This is a genomic window from Cupriavidus sp. PET2-C1 (assembly GCF_054515855.1).
In genome coordinates, this window is sequence record NZ_CM137259.1 from 2,343,350 (window position 1) to 2,367,761 (window position 24,412).

Here is a 24,412-nt window from a genome sequence, read left to right on the forward strand (position 1 = left end):
GGCTGTATCCGGCTTCAGCGCACAATGCCGCGCTGCGTGGCGGCAATGAAGTCGAGGAAATCCTGCAACGGAGCCGTGGCGGTGCCTTCGGCCTGCGCAATGAGTTGCGCGATCTCGTTGCGGGCGGCTTCAAAGCTCAGGTCGGACTTGTACAGCACCTTGTAAGCCTGGCGCAGGGCCGCGATCTGTGCGGCGTCAAAACCACGGCGGCGCATGCCTTCCACGTTGATGCCGTGCGGCGTGGCCTTGTTGCCGCCCTTGTCGCCAGCGGCGATCACGAACGGCGGCAGGTCCTGCACCAGGGCCGAGGCGCCGCCCAGCATGGCGTGCGCGCCGATGCGCACGAACTGGTGCACCCCGCTCATCCCGCCAAGAATGGCCCAGTCGCCCACCTGCACGTGGCCGGCGATCTGCGCGTTGCTGGAGAACACCGTGTGGTTGCCCACCTGGCAATCGTGCGCGATGTGCACGTAGGCCATGATCCAGTTGTCGTCGCCGATGCTGGTCACGCCCCGGTCCTGCACCGTGCCGGTGTGGATGGTGGTGAATTCGCGAATGGTATTGCGGTCCCCGATCACAAGCCGGGTCGGCTCGTTGCGGTACTTCATGTCCTGCGGCGTGCCGCCCACCGAAGCGTAAGGCCCGATGCGGTTATCCGCGCCAACAGTGGTATGCCCTTCGATGGTGGTATGCGCGCCCACCTGGGTACCGCTGCCAAGGCGCACGTGCGGACCCACGATGGAAAACGGCCCGACGGTCACGTCGGCTGCAAGCTCGGCCTTCGGGTCAACCAGTGCGCTGGGATGGATTTGCGTCATGCGTCCTGTCCTATGGTCTGAGATGAAAAGATTGAACGGTCAACACAGTGAGCCAAATACGTCCAAGTCCTGCCTTCAGGACGTAGCCCTGAGGGAGCCCTGAAGGCAGGTTTCTTAGTCGGCTTGTTTGACGGTGCACATCAACTCAGCTTCACAAGCCACCTTGTCGTCGACGGTGGCAAATGCCTTGAACTTCCAGATGCCGCGGATATAGCGTTCTACGGATACCGTCATGTGCAGCTGGTCGCCCGGCGTCACGACCTGCTTGAAGCGCGCGCCGTCGATGCCGACGAAGTAATACAGCGAGTTTTCCTTGCGCTCCATGTCGGCGCCGAAGGTCAGCAAGCCGGCCGACTGCGCCAGCGCTTCGAGGATCATCACGCCCGGCATCACGGGGTGACCCGGGAAATGGCCCTGGAAGTACGGTTCGTTCATGGTGACGTTCTTCAGCGTTTTGATACGCTTTTGCGGCTCCAGTTCAAGCACGCGGTCTACCATCAGGAACGGGTAACGATGCGGCAGCAGCTTGAGGATCTTGCGGATGTCGATATCGACGGCGTTCATGATTTTTTCTCTTCGGTATGCTGGATAGATTTGCCGGCGTCCTGCCCTTGCAAGCGCTTCTCGAGCTGGATCACGCGATCGCGCAATTTGCTCAGGCCTCGCAAGGTGGCTGCAGTGCGTTCCCACTCGCCATGCGGCTGGACCGGGAACACGCTTGTGAAATGCCCGCCGGGCTTGGAAATGGATTTAGTGATCGAAGTGCCACCGGATACCGTGGTGCGGTCGGCAATGTTCAGGTGGCCGGCAAAGTTGGCCGAACCCCCGATCACGCAGAAGCGCCCGACCTTGGTACTGCCGGCAATCGCCGCGCATCCCGCGATCACAGTATGCGCGCCCACCCGCACGTTATGCGCGATCTGTACCTGGTTGTCGAGCTTGCAGCCGTCCTCGATGACCGTGTCGGCCATGGCGCCGCGGTCGATCGCGGTATTGGCGCCGACCTCGACGTCATTGCCCAGCACGGCGCGGCCGGTCTGGGGAATCTTGACGTATTCGACGCCAGCCGGGCCGATGTCCGGGGCAAAGCCGAAGCCATCCGCACCCAGCACCACACCGCTGTGCAGTATGCATCTCATACCCACCACGCATTGGTGGTAGACCGAGACATTGGCGTAGATCAGCGTGTCATCGCCGATCTGCGCCCCGGCGCCGACAAAGCCGTTGGCCAGGATGCGCACCCGCTCGCCGAGCCGGGCCCCGCTCTCGATCACCACGTTGGGGCCGATGAAGCAGGACGCCGGCACCACGGCATCGGGCGCCACGCTGGCGCGCGGGTCGATGCCGGTACGGTGGTCGGTATTGGCGCGGCGATCGAACCCCTGCGCGATACGCGCAAAGCACACGTAAGGATTGCGTGCCACCAGCCAGTTGCGGCCGTCGGCCTGCCCTTCGGCGCGAATGCGCTCCAGGTCGGCCGCCGACACGATCACGGCGCCGGCGCCAGAGGCCAGCGCCTGCGGCAGGTACAGGGGATTCGAGAGAAACGAGAGCTGGTCGGGACCGGCCTGGTCGAGCGGCGCGAGGCCGCGCACGGCGAGGTCGGGATCACCCACAACCTGCGCGCCGGTATCGGTGGCGAGCTGACCCAGTGTGGGTGTTTGCATGGCAGTACTTCCTTGGACGGCGAAAACTGGCAGCTTACTTGCTGCCGGCATTCAACGCTTTCATCACATCGTCGGTAATGTCGATGCGAGGATTGACATACACGGCCTCTTGCACGATCAGGTCGTACTTGCGCTGCTCCGCAAGCTGGCGGATCACGCGGTTGGCGCGCTCGAGCACCTGGGCCAGTTCCTCGTTGCGGCGCTGGTTCAGGTCCTCGCGGAATTCACGTTGCTTGCGCTGGAATTCGCGATCGAGATCGGCCACTTCGCGTTGACGGCGCTGGCGGTCGGCATCGGCCAGCACGGCGGTGTCCTTGTCGAGCTTGTCGGCCATGCCCTTGATCTTCTGGGCCATGTCCTGCAACTCGCGGTCACGCTTGGAGAACTCCTGCTCCAGCTTGACCTGGGCCTGCTTGGCAGGCACCGAATCACGCAGGATACGCTCGGAATTGACCGCGGCGATGCGCGCTTCCTGTGCCATGGCGGGCGCGGCTGCCAGCAGCGCGCCAACCGTCAGCGCAGCCGCCGTGAGGCTTTTGATCAGTGGAAATGTTGTTTTCATGAATCCGTTCCTCAATCTTCTATCTTCTATGCCCGATCAGAACGCAGTACCGATCTGGAACTGGAAGCGCTGTACCTTGTCGGTCTCGTCCTTCTTCAGCGGGAAGCCCACGCTGATCTTGAGCGGGCCGATCGGCGACAGCCAGGACATGCCCAGGCCCGTCGAATACTTGAGCTGGCTGAACAGTATCGGGGCCCCTTCCTCGTACACGTTACCAAAGTCGAAGAAGGTGAACAGGCGCAGGGTCCGGTCCACGCCCGAGCCCGGCAGCGGGAAGATGAATTCGACGTTGCCGATCATCTTGGAGGCGCCGCCAATCGGGTTGCCGTTCTGGTCCTTCTTGCCCAGCGTGCTGGTCTGGTAGCCGCGAACCGAACCGATACCACCGGCGTAGAAGTTCTTGAACACCGGGAACGGCGTGTTGCCATAGCCGTGACCGTAAGCCACTTCACCGTTGAAGGCCAGCGTGAAGGCCTTGGACAGCGGATAGAAATACTGCTGCTGGGCACTGGCGCGATAGTACTGCGTATCGCCGCCGGGCACGCCCACTTCAAGGTTGACCTGCGTGTAGGGTCCCTTGGTCGGGACCAGCGCGCTGTCGCGACGGTCACGGGCCCAGCCGATCGTGAACGGGAAGTTGTTGATCGGATCGCCGCTCGACTTGCCGATCTTGTTCAGCCACTGGCCGTACTGGATCGGCGTGTTCGGCGAGATGGTCACCTGGGTGCGCTCGTAGCCGATACCGAAGAACACGGTATCGGTTTCCGTAAACGGCACGCCGAACTTGACGTTGCCGCCTTCCGATACGATCTTGTAGTCCTGGTCGCCGGTGTAGTACAGCGGCCGCGACGTACGGTAGTAGATATCGGTCGAGCGGCTGATGCCGTCCACCGTGAAGTACGGATCGTACTGCGTCAGCGAAATGGTACGGAAGGACTTCGCCGTGTTCACGTCCAGGCCCAGGCTGGTACCCGACCCGAACACGTTGTCCTGGCGCAGGCCGGCTTGCAGCACCAGCTTGTCCGTGGAGGAGAAGCCTAGGCCCAGGCTGATCTGCCCGGTCGGCTTCTCGGTCACGTTGACGTTCACATCGACCTGGTCGGGCGCGCCCGGCACGTCCTCGGTGGTGATGTTGGTGTCGGTGAAGTAGCCGGTACGGTTGATACGGGCCTGCGATTGCGTCAGCTTTTCGCTGTCGAACCACGAGCTTTCCATCTGGCGCATTTCGCGGCGCACGACTTCGTCGCGCGTCTTGCTGTTGCCCACCACGTTGACGCGGCGCACGTAGACGCGACGGCCCGGATCGACCATCAGGGTCAGCGCGACTTCACGCTTTTCCTTGTCGATCTGCGGCTGCGGGTTGATGGTGGTGAACGCGTAGCCGTAGGTGCCCAGCAGGTCGGTAATGGCCTTGGTGCTCTGGGTCAGCTTCTCGGACGAGAAGACCTCGCCCTTCTGCAGCTTGAGCAGTTTTTCCATCTCGGCCTGCTTGCCGAGCAGTTCGCCCGCCAGACGGATGTCCGACACCTTGTACTGGTCGCCTTCCTTGATGTTCAGCGTCAGGAAGATGTCTTTCTTGTCCGGCGTGATCGACACCTGTGTCGATTCGATGGAGAACTCGAGGTAGCCGCGGTTCAGATAGTACGAACGCAGTGCTTCCAGGTCGGCGGTGAGCTTTTGCTTGGAATACAGGTCGTTCTTGGTGTACCAGGACAGCCAGTTCGGGGTCGACAGCTGCATTTCATCGCGCAGCGTGCTTTCCTTGAAGGCCTTGTTGCCGACGATATTGATCTGGCGGATCTTGGCCACCGGACCTTCGTCGACATTGAACACCACCGACACGCGGTTGCGGTCGACCGGGGTGATCGTGGTCTGGACGTCGGCAGCATAGTAGCCGCGCGCCACGTACTGGCGCTTGAGCTCCTGCTCTGCCTTGTCGATCAGGGCCTTGTCGTAGTACCGGGCCTCGGCCACGCCCACCGCGCGCAACGAGCGGCGCAGGGTGTCCTTGTCGAATTCCTTGATGCCGACGAATTCGAGCTGGGAAATGGCGGGACGTTCTTCCACCTGGACCACCAGCACGCCGTCCTCGGAACGGATCTGGACGTCCTTGAAGAACCCGGTGTTATACAGGGCACGAATGGCGTCCGCGCCCTTGTCGTCGCTGAAGGTTTCGCCGACCTTGACCGGCAGGTAGCCGAACACCGTACCCGGCTCGACCCGCTGCAGGCCTTCGACACGAATGTCCTTGACGACGAATGGCTCCGCGGCCCAACTCACTGGGGTCCAGGCCGCGATGATGGCACTCGCCAGCACGCCCAGCGAGATGCGCTTATGTCTGATCAATCTTGATCCCCTCTTTGATTCCATGCAGGATTGGGCTCCGATGCTTCACGGGGCTGCGCCTTGGCTCGGCATCCGGCGCGGGGTGTCAGTGACACCCGCACGCCGCAGCCGGCAACCTATGTCTAGCCGCGCGCTAAGAACAGCCGGCTGACATCGTTGAACAAGGCGAGCGAAGTCAGGAGCAAGACGCAGGCGATGCCGACCTTCTGCAGCACAGCCTGCCAGTGGTCTGGTACGGGCCTGCCAGTCAAAAATTCAACGCAATAATACAGCAAATGCCCCCCATCCAATACCGGAATAGGTAACAAATTCAATACACCGAGGCTAACACTGACCAACGCCAGGAAGCCGACAAAGGGCTGCCAGCCGAGGTGGGCGGCGCGCCCCGCGTAGTCCGCCACGGTCAGCGGGCCACTCAGGTTCTGCAGCGAAGCCTGCCCCACCAGCATCTTTCCGAGCAGCTTGAGCGAGAGCGCGCTGGTGCTCCAGACCTGCCCGACCGCACGGCTAAGCGCCTCGACCGGCTGGTAGCGCACGGTTTCCATCTCGACCGCCTGGCTCAGCGCGGCGCCCAGCTTGCCGGTGGCGCCGGCTGCCGCGCTGGCGCCCTGCGCCGCGGCAACCGTATCGAGCTTCACGGGCACATCCAGGCGCCGGCCCTCCCGCTCGATGCCAAGCGTGACCTCGGCGCCGGGCTGCGCCCTGACCCCGCGGATCAGTTCGCCAGCCTGGGTCAGCGGGCGTCCTTGCCAGGCCACCACGCGATCGCCCTGACGCAGGCCGGCGCGTTGCGCGGCGGAGTCCGGCAGGACTTCGGTGATCGTCACCGGCCCGCCCTTGAGGGCCAGCCCCAGCGTGGCAAGCGGGTCTTGCTCGGGATTGCCGCCGGTATTCGGCAGCCGCGGCAGCTTCACATCGCGCTCGGCGCCATCGGGGGCGCGCACGTGCAGCACCGCGCTGGCGTCGCCAAAGCCCTGGGCGAACACGGCCATGCGCAGGTCGTTCCAGGAACGAACCTGCTCGGTCTCGCCGTTGGCCTGCAGCGCCAGCACGCGGTCGCCCTCGCGCAAGCCCGCCGCCGCCGCGGGGGTGCCGGCAGGCGGCGCCGCGACGATGGGCGCGGCCTCGCGCATGCCGCCGGCAAACAGCACGAAATACAGCACGATGGCCAGGGCAAAGTTGGCCAGCGGCCCGGCTGCCACGATCGCGAAGCGCTTGGCCACCGGTTGCCGGTTGAAGGCGCGTGGCAGGTCCGCGGGATCGACCGGCGCATCATGGCCCGGATCGCTCTCCCGCTCATCGAGCATCTTGACGTAGCCGCCGAGCGGAATCGCGGCGATGGTCCACTCGGTGCGGTCCCGCCCCTTGGACACCCAGCGCACCAGCGGCCGCCCGAAGCCGATCGAGAAGCGCAGCACCTTGACCCCGCACAGGCGCGCGGCCAGGTAATGACCCATTTCATGGAAATAGATCAGGATGCAAAGGGCGGCGACGAAAGCAATTACGGTTTGCATGGCAGGCAGCTTGTCGTCAGGGGCCGGAATGCCCCGATGGCACAAAGTAGACGCCGGGCACGAGACCCGGCAACCGGTGCGCCGGCATGGGCCGGTGCGCCGCTATTGTCGCCGATCCCGGCCGCGCCGCCACCGGCGTCAGCACGAACGCGCGCTTTCCAGCAGGGCGCCGGCGCGGCGGCGCGCATCCTGGTCGATGTCCATCACGCCTTCCAGCGTGTCGACACTGCCCGGCGAGTCCTGCGCCAGCACCTGCGCCACGATGCGCGCGATGTCGGTAAAACGGATCCGGCCTTGCAGGAACGCCTCGACGGCAACCTCGTTGGCGGCGTTCAGGATGGCCGGGGCCACCCCGCCCGCCCGCAAGGCGTCGAACGCCAGGCCCAGGCAGGGAAAACGCGCCAGATCCGGGGTTTCGAAGGTCAGCGCGCCCGCACGGGTAAGGTCCAGCGGGGAAACGCCCGCGTGCATGCGTTCGGGATAGGCGAGCCCATAGGCGATCGGCGTACGCATGTCCGGGTTGCCGAGCTGGGCCAGCACCGAGCCGTCCGCGTAGGACACCATCGAATGCACGATGCTCTGCGGGTGGATCAGCACCTCGATGCGGTCCGCCGGCGCGGCGAACAGCCAGTGCGCCTCGATCACCTCCAGCCCCTTGTTCATCATGGTGGCGGAGTCGACCGAGATCTTGCGGCCCATCACCCAGTTCGGGTGGGCACAGGCCTCGTCCGGCGAGATATCGTGCAAGGTGGCCGGGTCCCGAGTCCGGAACGGGCCGCCGGAAGCCGTCAGCAGGATCTTGGAGACGCCCGCGCTCAGGCGCGGATCGTCCGCCGGCAGGCACTGGAAAATGGCATTGTGCTCGCTGTCGATCGGCAGCAGCGTGGCGCCGTGCTCGCGCACGGCATCCATGAAGAGCCGGCCCGACATCACCAGCGCTTCCTTGTTGGCCAGCAGCACGCGCTTGCCCGCCCGCGCCGCGGCCAGCGTGGGACGCAACCCGGCGGCGCCGACGATGGCGGCCATCACCGAATCGGCCGCGGGATCGACCGCCACCGCTTCCAGGGCCGCTTCGCCATAGCCCACCTCGGTTTTGATGCCGTCGGCACGCAGCAGCGCCTGCAGCTCGCTTGCGGCCTGGGCGGTGCCTACCACGGCGTGCGCCGGGCGGAACTCGCGGCACTGCGCCGCCAGCTTGTCGACCTGCCGGTGCGCCGTCAGCGCATGGACGGCATAGCGCTCGGGGTGGCGCTTGACCACATCAAGCGTACTTTCCCCGATCGAGCCGGTGGCACCCAGGACGGTAATACGACGCATATCAGATCAACTCAAAGATAGATGGCCAGCAAGGCGGCCAGCGGAAACACGGGCAACAGCGCATCGATCCGGTCGAGCACGCCGCCATGGCCGGGCAACAGCCGGCTGCTGTCTTTCATGCCAACCTGGCGCTTGAGCAACGACTCGAAGAGATCGCCGACCACGCTGGCAACCACCAGCAGGGTCGACAGCAGCGCCACGACGGCCAGGCCGTTATGGTCGGCCATACGAGAGAACCAGGTCGGGGAAAAAGCTTGGGTAGCGGCCAGCCCGAGTGCGATCAGCAGCACCACCAGCCAGCCGCCGATGGCGCCTTCCCAGGACTTGCCCGGGCTGATGGTGGGGGCCAGCTTGCGCCGCCCGATGGCCTTGCCGACGAAATAGGCGCCGATATCGGCCGCCCAGACCAGCACCGCTACCGACAGCAGCACCCCGATGCCCAGCTCGCGCAGGATCAAGGTGGCGTGGCCGAACGCGGGCAGCATGAACAGGCCGAGAATGGCGCCCAGCAAGGTAAAGGACGGGCTCGCCTGGCGTACGCCGCGCGCCAGCAGCACCACGGCGACACCCCAGCAGGCCACGCCGATCTGCAGCAGGCGCGTCAGCGCCTGGCGGTCGGCGGCGTCATGCCAGCCGATCAGGGCGACCAGGCAGGCCACCGCGTAGACATAGGGCCAGAAGCCGCGCAGCCCGATCAGGCGGCCGAATTCCCAGCCTGCCAGGATGACGATCACCGCCACCAGGCCGGCCAGCGCCGACGGAGGTGCCAGAAACAGGATCGGCAGGATCAGCAGCAACAGGCATACGGCGGTGATGACACGGGTAAGAAGCATGCGCTGCGGGATTCCGGTGAAAAAATGGAAAACGGGCTTCAGGCGGTGCCGGAAAGGCCGGGTGGCGCGACCACTTGCGCGCTGGTACGGCCGAAGCGGCGCTCGCGCTGCCGGTACGAGGCAAACGCCTTGTCAAGCTCCGCCGCGCTGAAATCCGGCCAGAACACGTCGGTGAAATAGAGCTCGGAGTAAGCCAGCTGCCACAGCAGGAAATTGCTGATGCGCTGCTCGCCGCCAGTGCGGATGAACAGGTCCGGCTCCGGCGCGTAGGCCATGGCCAGGTGCGGCGCGAGCACGGATTCGTCCACGGATTCCGGATCGAGCATGGGCGAGCGCGCCAGCATCTTGCGCATGGCCTGGAGCAGGTCCCAGCGGCCGCCGTAATTGGCGGCGATGGTCACCGTCAGGCCGGTGTTGCCGTCCGTGCGGGCCTCGGCGTCGGCGATCAGCTGCTGGATCCGCGGGCTGAAGCGGCTCAGGTCGCCAACCACCCGCACGCGGATGTTGTTGGCGTGCATCTTGATCACCTCACGGCGCAGCGCGGTCATGAACAGCCGCATCAGGAACGAGACTTCGTCCGCCGGGCGGCGCCAGTTCTCGGAACTGAACGCGAACAGGGTCAGGTACTGCACGCCACGCGCGGCACAGGCCTCCACCACGGCCCGGACGGCATCCAGGCCACGGCTGTGGCCGGCTACGCGTGGCAAGTGCCGCTGGGTCGCCCAGCGGCCGTTGCCATCCATGATGATGGCGACGTGGCGGGGCACATAGGTAGAGTCGGGGACGCTGAGCGTGGAACTGATGTGATGCATGATGGGAAACGGTACCGGACACAGCGGCGGCTGGCAAGCCGCCGCATCATGCGTCACACCGTCATGATCTCCTTGTCCTTCTCGGCGACCATCCTGTCGATCTCGGCAACGAACTTGTCGGTCAGCTTCTGGACATCGTCCTGGCCGCGGCGCTCGTCGTCCTCGGAAATGGCTTTGTCCTTGACCAGCTTCTTGAACTGCTCGTTGGCATCCCGGCGCAGGTTGCGCACGGCAATCTTGGCGCCCTCGGCCTCGCCCTTGACGACCTTGGCGAGTTCCTTGCGGCGCTCTTCGGTCAGCATGGGCATGGGCACGCGGATGGTCTCGCCCATGGTCGACGGGTTCAGGCCCAGGTCCGCGTCGCGGATGGCCTTCTCGATGGCGCTGACCATCTTCTTTTCCCAAGGCTGCACGCTGATGGTGCGCGAATCGGCCAGGCCGACGTTGGCCACCTGGCTGATCGGCACGGGGGAGCCGTAGTAATCCACTTGCACGTGGTCGAGCAGACCGGTGTGTGCACGACCAGTGCGAATCTTGGCCAGGTCGGCCTTGAACGCTTCAATGGTCTTTTGCATTTTCTGCTCGACGCTCTTCTTGGTGTCGGCGACGCTCATCTTTACCTCCGAAAACGGGTAATCATGATCCCGGACGGCGGGATCGAAAATGAATCATTCTACTCTTTGCCAGCACGCGCGCCACCTTCGGCGGCAGCGTGCCAGCGCCTGGTGCAGCACTTATACATGCACCAGCGTACCTTCGTCTTCGCCCAGGATCACACGTTTGAGCGCGCCCGGCTTGACGATGGAGAACACCTTGATCGGCAGCTTCTGGTCGCGGCACAGGGCGAATGCCGTAGCATCCATCACCTGCAGGTTGCGCGAGATCGCCTCATCAAAGGAGATCGTGGTGTAACGCGTGGCGCTGGGGTCCTTCTTGGGGTCGGCAGTATAGACGCCGTCCACCTTGGTCGCCTTGAGCACGATCTCCGCACCGATTTCCGCGCCGCGCAGGGCCGCCGCGGTATCGGTGGTGAAGAACGGGTTGCCGGTGCCGGCGGCGAAGATCACCACCTTGCCCTCCTCCAGCTGGCGGATGGCGCGCGGGCGGATGTAAGGCTCGACCACTTGGTCCATGCGCAGGGCCGACTGCACGCGGCCCACGATGTCGGCGTGGCGCATGGCGTCCTGCAGGGCCAGCGCATTCATCATGGTGGCCAGCATGCCCATGTAGTCGGCCGTGGCGCGGTCCATGCCCGCTGCCCCGCCGGCCACGCCGCGGAAAATATTGCCGCCGCCAATCACCACCGCGACCTGGACGCCCAGCCTTACGATCTCGGCGATGTCATTGACCATGCTTTCGATGGTGGAGCGGTTGATGCCGAAGGCATCATCGCCCATCAGGGCTTCGCCGGACAATTTCAGTAGGACGCGCTTATAGGCTGGCATATTGATCCCCGGAGCTGGTTCGGCTCGTTCTGTTGAGCCGCAAATTTGAAGGCAGGCGGCACGGATCGGCGTGCCGCCGCTATAAAAGCCGGTTTTCGCGGTGGCCTGGTTCCGGCACGGCAACAGCGCAATAGCACACGAAAACTCGCGTACAAAGCGCCCCTGAAGCACGGCTGGTCAGACGACTGCGGAAACGGGCTACCAAGCCCGCGCCGCACGGGTAAGCGCGGCGCGGTCATTTGTGCCGAGGGGCACCTTGCGGTGCCCCTCGGCATTATACGGCGACCGGTAGGGCACCCTACCGGGCACCCTGGCCGCCAGGACTTCAGGCCTTTTGGGCAGCTGCCACCTGGGCGGCCACTTCAGCGGCGAAGTCGTCCTGCTTCTTCTCGATGCCTTCACCGACCACGTACAGGGTGAAACCCTTGACCGTGGTGTTGGCGGCCTTGAGCATCTGCTCGACGGTCTGCTTGTCGTTCTTCACGAAGGTCTGGTTGAACAGCGACACTTCCTTCAGGTACTTCTGCACCGAGCCGTCGACCATCTTGGCGACGATTTCGGCCGGCTTGCCCGATTCGGCAGCCTTTTGCTCGGCGATGCTGCGTTCCTTGGCGATCAGGTCGGCGGGCACGTCGGCGGACGACAGCGACACCGGCTTCATCGCGGCAACGTGCATGGCCACGTCCTTGGCGGCGGTTTCGTCGCCGTCGAACTCGACCATCACGCCGATGCGGGTGCCGTGCAGGTAAGCAGCCAGCTTGCCGCCATTGGCGTAGCGGGCAAAGCGGCGGATCGCCAGGTTTTCGCCGATCTTGCCGATCAGGGCGGTACGGGTGGCTTCCACGGTCACGCCGTCGATTTCCAGCGCCGACAGCGCAGCCACGTCGGCCGGGTTCTGCTTGGCGACCAGTTCGGCGACCTTGTTCGAGAACGCCATGAAGTCATCGTTCTTCGACACGAAGTCGGTTTCGCAGTTCAGTTCCACCAGCGCGCCGGTGGTACCTTCGATGAAGGACACGACCACGCCTTCGGCGGTCACGCGCGAAGCGGCCTTGCTGGCCTTGTTGCCCAGCTTGACGCGCAGCAGCTCTTCAGCCTTTTCCAGGTTGCCTTCGGCCTCGGTCAGGGCCTTCTTGCATTCCATCATCGGCGCGTCGGTCTTCGCGCGCAGTTCTGCCACCATGCTTGCGGTAATTGCCGCCATTTGTCACTCCTTGAATGGTTCGCCCCGCCCTACCCCGCCGTCGATGTGGCGCGATCCGGGATCGGAGGTAAGTTCAACTTCACCCGCGCCAGATCATGCCAGGGGCGGATGACAACAATTCGAAAAAAGGGGGCGTAAGATTCGCCCCCTCGGTTGCCGGAAAGCCCCCGGCTGCGCGCAGCACCCCGGCCCAGGGGCCGGTTGGCTAGCGATGATGTGTCAGCTTGCGATGCGCGCGGTACGGGGTCCTCTCGGCAGCAAGCCTTAGGCTTCTTCGACTTCGACGAAATCGTCGCCGCCGCGTGCGGCTTCAACCACGTCCTGCACGGCGTTTGCACGGCCTTCCAGGATCGCGTCGGCCACGCCGCGCACGTACAGGGCAACTGCCTTGCTCGAGTCGTCGTTGCCCGGGATCACGTAGTCGATGCCTTCCGGCGAGTGGTTGGTATCGACCACACCGATGACGGGCACGCCCAGCTTCTTGGCTTCGGTGACGGCAATCTTGTGGTAGCCGACGTCGACCACGAAGATGGCGTCAGGCACGCCGCCCATGTCCTTGATGCCGCCGATGGACTTTTGCAGCTTGTCCATTTCGCGCTCGAACATCAGCGCTTCCTTCTTGCTCATGGTTTCCAGCGCGCCAGCTTCCTTGGCGGCTTCCATGTCCTTCAGGCGCTTGATCGAGATCTTGACGGTCTTGAAGTTGGTCATCATGCCGCCGAGCCAGCGGGCATCGACGTAAGGCATGCCGGCGCGGCCTGCTTCTTCAGCCAGGATTTCGCGCGATTGACGCTTGGTGCCCACGAACAGCACGGTGCCGCGGTTTGCTGCCAGCTGACGCACGTACTTCAGCGCGTCCTGGAACATCGGCAACGTCTTTTCGAGGTTGATAATATGGATCTTGTTGCGATGGCCGAAGATGTACGGAGCCATCTTGGGGTTCCAGAAGCGGGTTTGGTGGCCGAAGTGGCAACCGGCTTCCAGCATTTCGCGCATGGTAACGGACATGAAAAATCTCCAAAAGGGTTAGGTCTGAAGTCCGCCCCGACATTCCTGAAAAGGAACACCCCGGATGGACGGACTCGCAATTTCAAGCAATTTCAAAAACTTTGTATTTAATAGGCGCAAGGCGCCTGCCAAATACCGCAGCACAGTAGTGACTGCCCCAGCCCGCGAGCCGCTGCCGGCAAGTCACATCGACCTGCCAGGTAGCCGCAAGAAGGCTAGCCAGAGATTGTAGCAACAAAACTGGACTTCGCTCAAGGGGCCACTCGCCATGGAAAGCAGGCGCCCGTCGCCGGCGAAGCCCGTTTTCGGCTGCGGTTGGTGCCCGATGGTGCGATAATCCCACTTTCAGATTCAATTTGAGGCGCAGCCCGTGGCTTCGCCGCCACTTTTGCGAGCAGCATGAGCATCCATATCAAGAACGCCGACGATATCGCCCAAATGCGGGTGGCCTGCCGGCTGGCCTCCGAGGTCCTCGACTACATCACGCCCTTCGTCAAGCCGGGGGTCACCACCGGCGAACTCGACCGGCTGTGCCACGCCTATATGCGCGATGTGCAGGGCACGGTACCCGCGCCCCTGAATTATGCGCCGCCCGGCTACCCCCCCTTCCCCGGCGCCATCTGCACGTCGGTCAACGACGTGATTTGCCATGGCATCCCGGGCGAACGCGTGCTGAAGTCCGGCGACGCGGTGAACCTCGACATCACCGTGATCACCAAGGAAGGCTACTACGGCGACACCAGCCGCATGTTCATTGCCGGTGAGGGCTCGATCCTGGCCAAGCGCCTGGCGCAGATCACCTTCGAATGCATGTGGAAGGGCATTGCCCAGGTGCGCCCCGGCGCCCGCCTCGGCGATATCGGCCATGTGATCCAGGTCCATGCGGAAGCGGCGGGCTACACCGTGGTGCGCGAGTACTGCGGCCATGGCATCGGCAAGAACTTCCACGAGGACCCGCAGATCCTGCACTACGGCCGCCCCGGCACCGGCATGGAAATCCAGGCCGGCATGATCTTCACGATCGAGCCGATGGTCAACGCTGGCAAGCGCGATATCCGCACCATGCCCGACCACTGGACCGTCAAGACGCGTGACCGCAGCCTGTCCGCGCAGTGGGAGCACACCATCCTGGTGACCGAGACCGGCTACGACGTGCTTACCGTCTCCGCGGGCACGCAGGCGCCGCCGTCGTTCATCACTGATTCTGTTGCAGCCTGACGCTACGGGCGCCAAAGTTGGCGCCCTTCTTGTTTCAGCCGTCCCTTCGATGCCCCAAGCCCTAGCCATGGACGCCACGCCGGAAATCATCCTCGCCACCCGTGTTCGCGATCAGCTGAAAGCCGACAAGCAAGCCGTGTTCGCGGACTTCAACGCGCACGGCCATGTCGGGCACCTGCTGACGCGCCTGCGGCGCGCGGTCGATGCCGCGCTGGTCGAAGCCTGGCGCGGCCTGGGCCTGCCGGACGACAGCGCGCTGGTGGCGGTGGGCGGCTATGGGCGCGGCGAGCTGTTCCCGTTTTCCGACGTGGATGTGCTGCTGCTGCTGCCCGCGGAACCCGACGAGGACACCACCTGCAGGCTGGAGAAGTTCATTGGCCTGTGCTGGGACCTGGGCCTTGAAATCGGCTCCGCCGTGCGCACCGTGGACGACTGCATCCGCGAATCGCGCCAGGACGTGACCATCCAGACGTCCTTGCTGGAAGCGCGCCTGCTTACCGGCAACCGCAAGCTGTTTGCCGAGCTGCAGACGCGCTACCAGGCCGACCTGGACCCGCGCGCCTTCTTCCAGGCCAAGCTGCTGGAAATGCGCCAGCGCCACGCCAAGTACCAGGACACGCCCTACTCGCTCGAGCCCAACAGCAAGGAAAGCCCCGGCGGCCTGCGCGACCTGCAGGTGATCCTGTGGATGACCAAGGCCGCCGGGCTGGGCGACAGCTGGAAGGAACTGTTCGAGCGCGGGCTGCTGAGCGAGCGCGAAGCGCAGGAACTCGCCCGCAACGAGCGCCTGCTCAAGACCATCCGCGCGCGCCTGCACCTGGTGGCCGGGCGCCGCCAGGACGTGCTGGTGTTCGACCTGCAGACCGCGCTGGCCGAGGCCTTCGGCTACCGCCAGAACAACAACAAGCGCGCCAGCGAGCAGCTGATGCGCCGCTACTACTGGGCAGCCAAGGCGGTCACGCAGCTCAATATCGTGCTGCTGCTCAATATCGAGGCCATGCTGTTCCCGAGCGAATCCAAGGTGACGCGCGTCATCAACGAGCGCTTCGTGGAACGCCAGGGCATGCTCGAGATCACCAGCGACGATCTCTACGAGCGTGAGCCCCACGCCATCCTGGAGACCTTCCTGGTGTACGAGCGCACGCCGGGCGTCAAGGGCTTGTCGCCACGCACGCTGCGCGGCCTGTACAACGCCCGCACGGTGATGGACGCGAGCTGGCGCAACGATCCGGTGAACCGCCGCCTGTTCCTCGCCATCGTGCAAGAGCCGCAGGGCATCACCCACGCGCTGCGCCTGATGAACCAGACCAGCGTGCTGGGCCGCTACCTGATCAACTTCCGCCGCATCGTCGGGCAGATGCAGCACGACCTGTTCCACGTCTACACGGTGGACCAGCACATCCTGATGGTGGTGCGCAACATGCGCCGCTTCGCCATCGTCGAGCACACGCACGAATTCCCCTTCTGCAGCCAGCTGATGGCCACCTTCGACCGCCCCTGGGTGCTGTGGGTGGCGGCGCTGTTCCACGACATCGCCAAGGGCCGCGGCGGCGATCACTCCAAGCTCGGCACGGCGGATGCGCGGCGCTTTTGCAAGCAGCACGGTATCGAGCGCGAAGATACCGATCTGATCGCCTGGCTGGTCGAGCATCACCTGACCATGAGCCATGTCGCGCAAAAGCAAGACCTGACCGATGCGGACGTGGTCCACGCCTTCGCCCGCGTGGTCGGCACCGAACGCTACCTGACCGCGCTCTACCTGCTGACCGTGGCCGATATCCGCGGCACCAGCCCCAAGGTGTGGAACGCGTGGAAGGGCAAGCTGCTGGAAGACCTCTACCGCATCACGCTGCGCGTGCTGGGCGGCGCGCGCGTGGACCCGCACTCGCTGTGGGCGCAGCGCAAGGACGACACCGTCGCGCAACTGCGGCTCAAGGCGTTCGACCCGGAACTGGGCAAGCCATTGTGGGCCCAGCTCGACGTGGCCTTCTTCCTGCGCCACGACGCACGCGACATCGCCTGGCTCACGCGGCACCTGTACAACAAGGTGGACAGCCCGGTGCCGGTGGTCAAGGCGCGCCTGTCGCCCGCGGGCGAAGGCCTGCAGGTGGCGGTCTACGTCAAGGACCAGCCCGACGTGTTCGCGCGCATCTGCGGCTATTTCGAGCGCAAGAGCTTCTCCATCCAGGAAGCCAAGATCCACACTACGCGCCACGGCTATGCGCTGGATACGTTCCAGGTGACCGACCCGGGCATCCGCAGCGATGCCAGCGGCAACTACCGCGACATCATCGCGCTGGTGGAGCACGAACTGGCCGAGCGCCTGCAGCAGCAAGGCACGCTGCCGGAACCCGCCCAGGGGCGGCTGTCGCGCCAGTCGCGCAGCTTCCCGATCAAGCCGCGCGTGGACCTGCGCCCCGACGAACGCGGCCAGTACTACCTGCTTTCCTTGTCGGCCAACGACCGCACCGGCCTGCTGTACGCGATTTCCCGCGTACTGGCCAAACATCGCACCTCGGTGCATACCGCCCGCATCAATACGCTCGGCGAGCGGGTGGAAGACGTTTTCCTGGTCGATGGCAGCCGCCTCGCCTCGGATAACAAACTGCAGTTACAGCTTGAACAGGACCTGCTGGCGGCGCTGGCCATCTAGGCCGGACGCCCCACATAGAAGATATGACCGATAGCAATTCGCCCAAGCGCAAGACGCTGGGCATCAAGACCGCCGCGCCCGAGGGCAATGCCCGCAAACCCGCCGCCACCCGGCCGGTGCGGGTGTCCGACCTGAACCGCGGACGCGTGCGCGCCGTGGTCGACGGCATCAAGCAGGCACAGGAACGCGCCGGTGGCCGCAAGAAAGCGGAAGACGCTGGCCAGCGCCCGCCGCGCGGCCCGCGCACGGGCGACGGCCAGGACCGGCCGCGCCGCTTTGGACCGGGCGAAGGCCAGGATCGGCCCCGCCGCTTCGGCGGCGACAGCAACGACCGCCCGCGCAACTTCGGCTCCGGCGAAGGCCAAGACCGGCCGCGCCGCTTTGGCCCGGGCGAAGGCCAAGACCGGCCGCGCCGCTTTGGCCCGGGCGAAGGCCAGGACCGGCCGCGCCGTTTCACCCCGGGTGAAGGCCAGGATCGGCCCCGCCGCTTTGGCGGCGACAGCAACGACCGCCCGCGCAACTTTGGCTCCGGCGAAGGCCAGGACCGTCCGCGCCGTTTTACCCCGGGCGAAGGCCAGGATCGGCCCCGCCGCTTTGGCGGCGACAGCAACGACCGCCCGCGCAACTTTGGCTCCGGCGAAGGCCAGGACCGGCCGCGCCGTTTCACCCCGGGTGAAGGCCAGGATCGGCCCCGCCGCTTTGGCGGCGACAGCAACGACCGCCCGCGCAACTTTGGCTCCGGCGAAGGCCAGGACCGGCCGCGCCGTTTCACCCCGGGTGAAGGCCAGGATCGGCCTCGCCGCTTTGCTGGCGAAGGCAATGACCGTCCGCGTCGTTTCGCCCCAGGCGAAGGCCAGGATCGGCCCCGCCGCTTTGCCGGTGAAGGCAATGATCGTCCGCGCAATTTCGGCCCGGGCGAAGGCAACGATCGTCCGCGCCGCTTCAGCCCCGGCGAAGGCCAGGACCGGCCGCGCCGCTTTGCGGGCCAGGGCGACGACCGCCCTCGCCGTCCCGCTCACGCTGGCGACAATGACCGTCCGCGCCGCTCCGGCGATGCCGGCCAACGCGACTACCAGGGCGGCGCCCGCGCGGAGCGTACGGAACGTGCCGCCCCCGTGCAGAACGCGCCCCAGCCTAGCTCCGATGGCCTGGTGCGCCTGTCCAAGCGGATGTCGGAACTTGGCCTGTGCTCGCGCCGCGAAGCCGATGAATGGATTCCGCGCGGCTGGGTATTGGTCGACGGGCAGCCCGTTACCGAACTGGGCTCGCGCATCAGCCCGGACGCCAATATCGAGATCCACCAGGCCGCACGCTCCGAGCAAGGCGAACGCGTGACCGTGCTGCTGCACAAGCCGGTCGGTTACGTGTCGGGCCAGGCCGAAGATGGCTACGAGCCCGCCGCCGTGCTGTTCGCGCCGGAAAACCAGTGGGAGCTGGACCCCACCCGCAAGCGCTTTGCCCCGTGGCAGCGCAAGAGCCTGGCGCCTGCCGGCCGGCTCGACATCGACTCCACCGGCCTGCTGGTGCTGACCCAGGACGGCCGCGTTGCGCGCCACCTGATCGGCGAGGACTCGACCGTCGAGAAGGAATACCTGGTGCGGGTGAGCTGGGATTCGCCGGAAGGCCTGGTCGAGCGCGACATCTCGCACGTGTTCCCGGTGGAACTGATCGAGAAGCTGCGCCACGGCCTGTCGCTGGATGGCGAAGCGCTCAAGCCGGCCAAGGTGAGCTGGCAGAACGAGGAGCAATTGCGCTTCGTCCTGCGCGAGGGCAAGAAACGCCAGATCCGCCGCATGTGCGAGCAGGTTGGCCTGCGGGTCGTGGGCCTGAAGCGCGTGCGCATGGGCCGTATCGTGCTGGGCGACCTGCCGGTGGGCCAGTGGCGCTTCCTCGGCGCCTTCGAGAAGTTCTGAGCGCCAGGCAAAAAGGCAAGCTGGCGGCCGCCATGGCCACCAGCGCGCATCTGCCGAGCCGCGTACCCACCGGCTCGTAGCATGCCCAATGTCTCAAGCCATGCCTCAAGCGCGCGCCCTGCCCTGCGCCAATCGCTTCACAGCTGCGGCGCACGGCAAGCCGCGCCGTCCGCATTGGCCGTCTCCGCCAGCCCGAACACCGCCTTGGCGCCGCATTGCGAGCCAAGCATCCGGTGCTGGTTGTGCCCGACACCAACCACCTCGAACGCCTGGTGGCGCACCGGCGGAAGCTGGCTGCCCATCGGCGTGGCAAGGTACCGCGCGTAGCGCAGGTAGCCACGCGCGCGCTCCAGCCGGGTCGGGCCTTCGGCCTCGGCGCCGCAGGCCTTGTCGAGCACGCGGTGGTTGGGGTCGTTATCTTCCGAGCCCACGAGGTAGGTCACCTGGCGCTGGAGATAGCGGCGGAACAGCGCATCGCCGCTCGCGCCGCGCGCATAGGGCACCATGTCGCGCATGCCGTAGCGGTATTTGTCATAGTCCGCGCAAATGGCCGTGTCATAGGGCGCAAAGCGCGTTCCGCGTGGGCGCTCCGGCGTGAAATACAGATACGACGAAGGATTCGCCACCACGTAGCGCAGATCGATGCCGCCCGTGCGGATACGCTCGTCGACATTGTTCAGCACCGCATAGCGATGCACCAGTTGCGCGCCACCCGAATGGCCGGCCACGGTCACGCGGGTCACCGCGGGAAAGCGGGCCTTGTTGGTCACCATGCCGACGAGGTCGTCCAGCACCTGCAGCGAGCTGACCGAGAACGGCGGGTTGACCGCATCCTCCCCGCTCATCCAGCCCTGCACGCTCCATATCGGCATGCCGTCGAAATGCTTGCCCTTGGCCGCATCCGGCGTGCCGGGGAAGTTCGGCGCGATGAGCAGCACCTCGTCGGGATTGCGCCCGGTTTGCTTGAGCAGTGCCGCGCCGGCTGCGAAGTAGTCGTCGCCGTTACGCTGCAGCCCGTGCTGGACGAAGATCACCTCGCGGATAGCGCGCAGGTCTGCGTCCAGCGGATGGTTGGCATAGACCGGAAATTCGTAGGCGCTCGCGCCCGTGCCGAGCCTGACCCGCTGCCATTGGGGCGCTGCAGCTTGCTGCGCCGTGCCGGGCGCCGGTGCAGCCTGCTTCGCGCTCGCGGCACTGTCCGCGCCTGGGGCGGCGCAGCCAGATTGGGCCGCCGCGGCTAGCGCAACTAGTGCGATCGAGGCGATCGATGCGCAGCGCGCAAGGCAAAGTGTCTTCATATCCTGTCTCCCGGTGCTCGATGCGGCGCGCCGCCTGGCACGCGCGCCCGTATTTTCGTTCGTAAGGCCGCACCATCCTAGGCCGCCGCGACCTCGATGTAAAATATATGCCACAGTGGAAATACATATCGAAAAGATATGCTTGCTGCGGCGCCCGGCCCGGAAAGACACCATGGAACTGAGACACCTTCGTTACTTTCTCGCGGTAGCCGAAACCGGCCACATCACGCGCGCCGCCGAGCAGCTCGGCATCCAGCAGCCTCCGCTGTCGCAACAGTTGAAGGCGCTCGAGGCGGAGCTGGGCGTGATGCTGTTCGAGCGCCAGCCGCGCGGTGTGGCGCTCACCGCCGCCGGACACGCGCTGCGCACTGACGCGCTGGACATCTTCGCGCGCCTGGACCAGACGCGCCAGCGCATGCGCCGCATGGCACGCGGCGAAGAAGGCATGCTATCGGTCGGATTCACCAGCTCGGCAGCCGCGCATAGGCTGACGCCCGAGGTCCTGCGCGCCTGCCGCCGCCGCTTTCCCGGCATCGCGCTCAAGCTCAGCGAGAACAACGCCGCCGAGGTCATCGAGCAACTCACCGCAGGCACGATCGATGTCGCACTGCTGCGCGCGCCGGTGGGGCGCCCCGAAGGCCTGCGTTTCGAGTTGCTGCTGGAAGAGGAAATGGTGATCGCGCTGCCGCTGGACCATCCGCTTTTGCGCAAGCGCGGCGCGCCGGCCCACGCAGCGGCCCAGGAAGCCATCTCGCTGCGCGCGCTGGCAGACGATGCCTTCATCCTGGTGCGGCGCCCGGGCGCGCCGGGCATGTATGGCGATCTGCTGAAGGTGTGCGAGCGGCTGGGCTTCACGCCGCGCGTGGGCGCGGAAGTCGAGCGCATGCTGAGCAACTTGAACCTGGTAGCCGCCGGCGCCGGCGTAACCGTGGTGCCAGCCTCGATGGCCGGGCTCAATCCGCACGGCGTGGCCTATCGCCGCATGGAAGAAGCCGACCAGCTGCGCGCGCCGCTGACCCTGGCGTACCGGGAGCGCGACGACAATCCCGCCTGCGCGGCGCTGGTCGCCCTGACCCACCGCATCGCGGCACGCCATCGCCGCCAGGGCAATCGCTGATCAGTCGTCGCCGGTCAGTCGTCGCCAGTCAGTCGTCGCTATTTGGAGGCAGCTCGGGGAACAGCACATCGGTAAAGCCGAAGCGCGTGAAGTCCCTCACCCGCATGGGATAGAGGATGCCCTGCAGGTGGTCGCATTCATGCTGCACCACGCGCGCGTGGAAATCCTCTGCAACGCGCTCGATGCGCCCGCCCATCACGTCAAAGCCGGTGTACTTCAGGCGCGTGAAACGCGGCACCACCCCGCGCAGCCCCGGCACCGACAGGCAGCCTTCCCAGGCTTCATCCTGTTCCTCGCCAAGCGGCGTCAGCTCGGGATTGATCAGCACGGTCTTGGGCACGGTCGGCGCGTCGGGATAGCGCGGATTGCGGTCAAAGCCGAAAATCACCACCTGCAGGTCCACGCCGATCTGCGGCGCGGCCAGGCCAGCGCCGTTGGCGTGATCCATGGTGTCGAACATATCGTCGATCAGGATGCGCAGCTCGGGCGTGTTGAAGCGCGTGACAGGGCGCGCTACCTGCAGCAGGCGCGGGTCGCCCATCTTGAGAATGTCACGGATCATGCTTGATCTCCGGTATTAAGCTCGGCCAGCAAAGCCAGCAAGGCGGCCTCGTCCAGCACGGGCACGCCGAGCGCCTCGGCCTTTTCCAGTTTGCTGCCGGCTTCCGCGCCAGCCACCACATAGTCGGTCTTCTTCGACACCGAGCCGGCCACCTTGGCGCCGGCCGCTTCCAGCTTTTCCTTGGCGTCTTCGCGCGACAGCGTGGGCAGCGTGCCAGTCAGCACGAACGTCTTGCCGCTCAGCGGCGCGGGCGCAGCGCGCTCCGCCGGCTCGCTTTCCGGCCAGTGCACGCCGGCGGCGCGCAGTTGCTCGATGACTTCCACATTGTGCGGCTCGGCCAGGAAGTTGGCGATGGACTGCGCCACCACCGGCCCCACGTCGTTGACCTCCAGCAAGGCGGCCTCGTCGGCGGCCAGCAGCCCATCGAGCTTGCCGAAATGCTTGGCCAGGTCCTTGGCCGTCGCTTCGCCCACATGGCGGATGCCAAGCGAGAAGATAAAGCGGTTGAGCGTGGTCTCGCGCGACGCCTCGATGGCCGCCACCAGGTTGGTGGCCGACTTGTCGGCCATCCGGTCCAGCGCGGCCAGCTTGGCAACGCCGAGCTTGTAGAGATCGGCCGGCGTGTGCACGATCGCCATGTCGACCAGCTGCTCGACCACTTTGTCGCCCAGGCCTTCGATATCCATGGCGCGGCGCTGCGCGAAATGCAGCAGCGCCTGCTTGCGCTGGGCCGCGCAGATCAATCCGCCGGTGCAGCGCGCGATCACCTCGCCTTCCAGCTTCTCGATGTGCGATCCGCACACCGGGCATGCGGTGGGCATGACGAAGGCGCGTGCGTCGGCGGGCCGGCGCTCCGGCACCACCGCCACCACTTCGGGAATCACGTCGCCGGCGCGCCGCACGATCACGGTATCGCCGATATGCACGTCCTTGCGGCGGATCTCGTCCTCGTTGTGCAGCGTGGCATTGGTCACCGTCACGCCGCCCACGAACACCGGCGCCAGCCGCGCCACCGGCGTGATGGCGCCGGTGCGGCCAACCTGCACCTCGATGTCCTCGACCACCGTGGTCATTTCCTGGGCTGGGAACTTGTGCGCCAGCGCGAAGCGCGGCGCGCGCGACACGAAGCCGAGGCGCTCCTGCTCGGCCAGCGCGTTGACCTTGTACACCACGCCGTCGATGTCGTAAGGCAATGCCGCGCGCCGCTCGCCCACTCCGCGATAGAAGCTCAGCAAACCGTCCGCGCCCCGCACGACTTCGCGCTCCGCGCAGACTGGCATGCCGAGCCCGGCGAACCAGTCGAGCATGGCGCTGTGCGTCTCGGGACGCGCCACGCCTTGCAGTTCGCCCAGCCCGTAGGCAAAGAACGACAACGGGCGCTTGGCGGTGATGCGCGGATCCAGCTGGCGCAGGCTGCCGGCGGCAGCATTGCGCGGATTGACGAAGGTCTTCTCCCCGGCCTCGGCCTGCCGCGCATTGAGCTTGTCGAACTCGCGGCGATACATGAAGACTTCCCCGCGCACTTCCAGCACCGCCGGCAAGGCCTCAGCCTCCCCGCGCAAGCGCAGCGGAATCGCCTTGATGGTGCGCACGTTGACGGTCACGTCCTCGCCGGTCTCGCCGTCGCCGCGGGTGGCGGCCTGCACCAGCCGGCCGGCCTCGTAGCGCAAGGACATGGCCAGGCCATCGAACTTCAGCTCGCAGGCATACTCCACCGCCTCGGCGGCGCTGAACAGGTCGGCCGTGCCCTCGGCGGGGGCGGCACGCCCCAGCCCCTGTGCGCAACGGCGGTCGAAGGCCAGCACATCCTCATCCTCGAAGCCGTTGTTGAGCGACAGCATCGGGATGGCGTGGCGCACCGTATCGAAGGCCGACAGCGGCTGGCCGCCCACGCGCTGCGTGGGCGACTCAGGTGTCAGCAATTCGGGATGCTTGGCCTCGATGTCCTGCAATTCGCGGAACAGCGCGTCGTACTCGGCATCGGGCACCGAAGGCGCATCGAGGACGTAGTACTGATAATTGTGGCGCTCCAGCTCGGCGCGCAGCCAGTCGGCGCGCGCGGCGGGAGAATCGCTGACAGGCGCGGGGGCTTGCGCCGCCGCACCTTCTGGTTTGGTGCTCATGC

The 24,412-nt window shown here is 65.7% G+C and carries 20 protein-coding genes; 4 read left to right on the forward strand and 16 right to left on the reverse strand.

The features are described 5' to 3' along the window. Window positions 1-14 precede the first annotated feature (14 nt). From lpxA to rpsB, 13 genes are all read right to left on the reverse strand, one after another. Window positions 15-818: an acyl-ACP--UDP-N-acetylglucosamine O-acyltransferase gene (lpxA, locus tag ACX12D_RS10625; protein WP_459371106.1), complete on the reverse strand. Its 804-nt coding sequence runs from the start codon at window positions 816-818 to the stop codon at window positions 15-17. Between the two features lie 114 nt (window positions 819-932). Continuing rightward, window positions 933-1,382: a 3-hydroxyacyl-ACP dehydratase FabZ gene (gene fabZ / locus ACX12D_RS10630; protein ID WP_043346934.1), complete on the reverse strand. Its 450-nt coding sequence runs from the start codon at window positions 1,380-1,382 to the stop codon at window positions 933-935. Further along, on the reverse strand, window positions 1,379-2,485 hold the full coding sequence (gene lpxD / locus ACX12D_RS10635; RefSeq protein ID WP_174425183.1) for a UDP-3-O-(3-hydroxymyristoyl)glucosamine N-acyltransferase: 1,107 nt from the start codon (window positions 2,483-2,485) through the stop codon (window positions 1,379-1,381). Before lpxD ends, fabZ begins: the two co-directional genes overlap by 4 nt. 34 nt (window positions 2,486-2,519) lie before the next feature. Continuing rightward, window positions 2,520-3,047 (reverse strand): OmpH/Skp family outer membrane protein, encoded by a 528-nt coding sequence (locus ACX12D_RS10640; protein WP_150983488.1) that lies wholly within the window; start codon window positions 3,045-3,047, stop codon window positions 2,520-2,522. Window positions 3,048-3,083: 36 nt separating this feature from the next. Continuing rightward, window positions 3,084-5,417, reverse strand: coding sequence for an outer membrane protein assembly factor BamA (bamA, locus tag ACX12D_RS10645; RefSeq protein WP_459371107.1), 2,334 nt, complete (start codon window positions 5,415-5,417; stop codon window positions 3,084-3,086). 98 nt (window positions 5,418-5,515) lie between these two features. Beyond that, window positions 5,516-6,907, reverse strand: a complete 1,392-nt coding sequence (gene rseP / locus ACX12D_RS10650) for an RIP metalloprotease RseP (RefSeq protein ID WP_459371109.1) — start codon at window positions 6,905-6,907, stop codon at window positions 5,516-5,518. Between the two features lie 138 nt (window positions 6,908-7,045). Beyond that, window positions 7,046-8,224 carry a 1-deoxy-D-xylulose-5-phosphate reductoisomerase gene (gene ispC, locus ACX12D_RS10655; protein WP_459371110.1) on the reverse strand — a complete coding sequence of 393 codons (1,179 nt, stop codon included), beginning with the start codon at window positions 8,222-8,224 and terminating at the stop codon, window positions 7,046-7,048. 11 nt (window positions 8,225-8,235) lie between these two features. Next, window positions 8,236-9,057, reverse strand: a complete 822-nt coding sequence (locus ACX12D_RS10660) for a phosphatidate cytidylyltransferase (protein WP_459371111.1) — start codon at window positions 9,055-9,057, stop codon at window positions 8,236-8,238. A gap of 38 nt (window positions 9,058-9,095) precedes the next feature. Further along, window positions 9,096-9,869: an isoprenyl transferase gene (locus tag ACX12D_RS10665; protein ID WP_174425188.1), complete on the reverse strand. Its 774-nt coding sequence runs from the start codon at window positions 9,867-9,869 to the stop codon at window positions 9,096-9,098. 53 nt (window positions 9,870-9,922) lie between these two features. Next, a complete protein-coding gene (gene frr / locus ACX12D_RS10670) occupies window positions 9,923-10,483 on the reverse strand; it encodes a ribosome recycling factor (protein ID WP_043346946.1) in 561 nt (186 codons plus the stop codon). 120 nt (window positions 10,484-10,603) lie between these two features. Continuing rightward, entirely contained in the window at window positions 10,604-11,314 is a 711-nt protein-coding gene (pyrH, locus tag ACX12D_RS10675) for a UMP kinase (protein ID WP_043346948.1), read from the reverse strand. 325 nt (window positions 11,315-11,639) lie between these two features. After that, the gene (gene tsf / locus ACX12D_RS10680; RefSeq protein WP_006163113.1) at window positions 11,640-12,518 is read right to left on the reverse strand and encodes a translation elongation factor Ts; all 879 of its coding nucleotides are present in this window, start codon (window positions 12,516-12,518) and stop codon (window positions 11,640-11,642) included. 264 nt (window positions 12,519-12,782) lie between these two features. Further along, on the reverse strand, window positions 12,783-13,526 hold the full coding sequence (gene rpsB / locus ACX12D_RS10685) for a 30S ribosomal protein S2 (protein ID WP_043346950.1): 744 nt from the start codon (window positions 13,524-13,526) through the stop codon (window positions 12,783-12,785). A 399-nt stretch (window positions 13,527-13,925) separates the two neighbouring features. Between rpsB and map the strand changes: the two genes are divergently transcribed. The 3 genes from map (at window position 13,926) to ACX12D_RS10700 (ending at window position 19,310) form a co-directional block, all read left to right on the forward strand. Next, the gene (map, locus tag ACX12D_RS10690) at window positions 13,926-14,744 is read left to right on the forward strand and encodes a type I methionyl aminopeptidase (protein ID WP_459371112.1); all 819 of its coding nucleotides are present in this window, start codon (window positions 13,926-13,928) and stop codon (window positions 14,742-14,744) included. A gap of 67 nt (window positions 14,745-14,811) precedes the next feature. Beyond that, window positions 14,812-17,397, forward strand: coding sequence for a [protein-PII] uridylyltransferase (locus ACX12D_RS10695; RefSeq protein WP_459373994.1), 2,586 nt, complete (start codon window positions 14,812-14,814; stop codon window positions 17,395-17,397). 23 nt (window positions 17,398-17,420) lie between these two features. Then, window positions 17,421-19,310 carry a pseudouridine synthase gene (locus tag ACX12D_RS10700; protein ID WP_459371113.1) on the forward strand — a complete coding sequence of 630 codons (1,890 nt, stop codon included), beginning with the start codon at window positions 17,421-17,423 and terminating at the stop codon, window positions 19,308-19,310. A gap of 137 nt (window positions 19,311-19,447) precedes the next feature. Here ACX12D_RS10700 and ACX12D_RS10705 read toward each other — a convergent pair whose 3' ends face one another. Then, window positions 19,448-20,608 carry a hypothetical protein gene (locus ACX12D_RS10705; protein ID WP_459371114.1) on the reverse strand — a complete coding sequence of 387 codons (1,161 nt, stop codon included), beginning with the start codon at window positions 20,606-20,608 and terminating at the stop codon, window positions 19,448-19,450. Between the two features lie 172 nt (window positions 20,609-20,780). Here ACX12D_RS10705 and ACX12D_RS10710 point away from each other — a divergent pair, with 172 nt between their 5' ends. Further along, entirely contained in the window at window positions 20,781-21,725 is a 945-nt protein-coding gene (locus ACX12D_RS10710; protein ID WP_459371115.1) for a LysR family transcriptional regulator, read from the forward strand. A 28-nt stretch (window positions 21,726-21,753) separates the two neighbouring features. Here the strand turns inward: ACX12D_RS10710 and def are convergent, their stop codons facing one another. Both def and ligA read right to left on the reverse strand, forming a co-directional pair. Further along, window positions 21,754-22,287: a peptide deformylase gene (gene def / locus ACX12D_RS10715; RefSeq protein WP_416048786.1), complete on the reverse strand. Its 534-nt coding sequence runs from the start codon at window positions 22,285-22,287 to the stop codon at window positions 21,754-21,756. Then, window positions 22,284-24,410: an NAD-dependent DNA ligase LigA gene (gene ligA / locus ACX12D_RS10720; protein ID WP_459371116.1), complete on the reverse strand. Its 2,127-nt coding sequence runs from the start codon at window positions 24,408-24,410 to the stop codon at window positions 22,284-22,286. Before ligA ends, def begins: the two co-directional genes overlap by 4 nt. Between the last annotated feature and the right edge of the window lie 2 nt (window positions 24,411-24,412).

Bases quoted from the DNA above. Each gene is read 5' to 3' on its own strand.
- lpxA (WP_459371106.1), bottom strand. From the start codon at position 818: ATGACGCAAATCCATCCCAGCGCACTGGTTGACCCGAAGGCCGAGCTT.
- fabZ (WP_043346934.1), bottom strand. From the start codon at position 1,382: ATGAACGCCGTCGATATCGACATCCGCAAGATCCTCAAGCTGCTGCCG.
- lpxD (WP_174425183.1), bottom strand. From the start codon at position 2,485: ATGCAAACACCCACACTGGGTCAGCTCGCCACCGATACCGGCGCGCAG.
- ACX12D_RS10640 (WP_150983488.1), bottom strand. From the start codon at position 3,047: ATGAAAACAACATTTCCACTGATCAAAAGCCTCACGGCGGCTGCGCTG.
- bamA (WP_459371107.1), bottom strand. From the start codon at position 5,417: ATGGAATCAAAGAGGGGATCAAGATTGATCAGACATAAGCGCATCTCG.
- rseP (WP_459371109.1), bottom strand. From the start codon at position 6,907: ATGCAAACCGTAATTGCTTTCGTCGCCGCCCTTTGCATCCTGATCTAT.
- ispC (WP_459371110.1), bottom strand. From the start codon at position 8,224: ATGCGTCGTATTACCGTCCTGGGTGCCACCGGCTCGATCGGGGAAAGT.
- ACX12D_RS10660 (WP_459371111.1), bottom strand. From the start codon at position 9,057: ATGCTTCTTACCCGTGTCATCACCGCCGTATGCCTGTTGCTGCTGATC.
- ACX12D_RS10665 (WP_174425188.1), bottom strand. From the start codon at position 9,869: ATGCATCACATCAGTTCCACGCTCAGCGTCCCCGACTCTACCTATGTG.
- frr (WP_043346946.1), bottom strand. From the start codon at position 10,483: ATGAGCGTCGCCGACACCAAGAAGAGCGTCGAGCAGAAAATGCAAAAG.
- pyrH (WP_043346948.1), bottom strand. From the start codon at position 11,314: ATGCCAGCCTATAAGCGCGTCCTACTGAAATTGTCCGGCGAAGCCCTG.
- tsf (WP_006163113.1), bottom strand. From the start codon at position 12,518: ATGGCGGCAATTACCGCAAGCATGGTGGCAGAACTGCGCGCGAAGACC.
- rpsB (WP_043346950.1), bottom strand. From the start codon at position 13,526: ATGTCCGTTACCATGCGCGAAATGCTGGAAGCCGGTTGCCACTTCGGC.
- map (WP_459371112.1), top strand. From the start codon at position 13,926: ATGAGCATCCATATCAAGAACGCCGACGATATCGCCCAAATGCGGGTG.
- ACX12D_RS10695 (WP_459373994.1), top strand. From the start codon at position 14,812: ATGGACGCCACGCCGGAAATCATCCTCGCCACCCGTGTTCGCGATCAG.
- ACX12D_RS10700 (WP_459371113.1), top strand. From the start codon at position 17,421: ATGACCGATAGCAATTCGCCCAAGCGCAAGACGCTGGGCATCAAGACC.
- ACX12D_RS10705 (WP_459371114.1), bottom strand. From the start codon at position 20,608: ATGAAGACACTTTGCCTTGCGCGCTGCGCATCGATCGCCTCGATCGCA.
- ACX12D_RS10710 (WP_459371115.1), top strand. From the start codon at position 20,781: ATGGAACTGAGACACCTTCGTTACTTTCTCGCGGTAGCCGAAACCGGC.
- def (WP_416048786.1), bottom strand. From the start codon at position 22,287: ATGATCCGTGACATTCTCAAGATGGGCGACCCGCGCCTGCTGCAGGTA.
- ligA (WP_459371116.1), bottom strand. From the start codon at position 24,410: ATGAGCACCAAACCAGAAGGTGCGGCGGCGCAAGCCCCCGCGCCTGTC.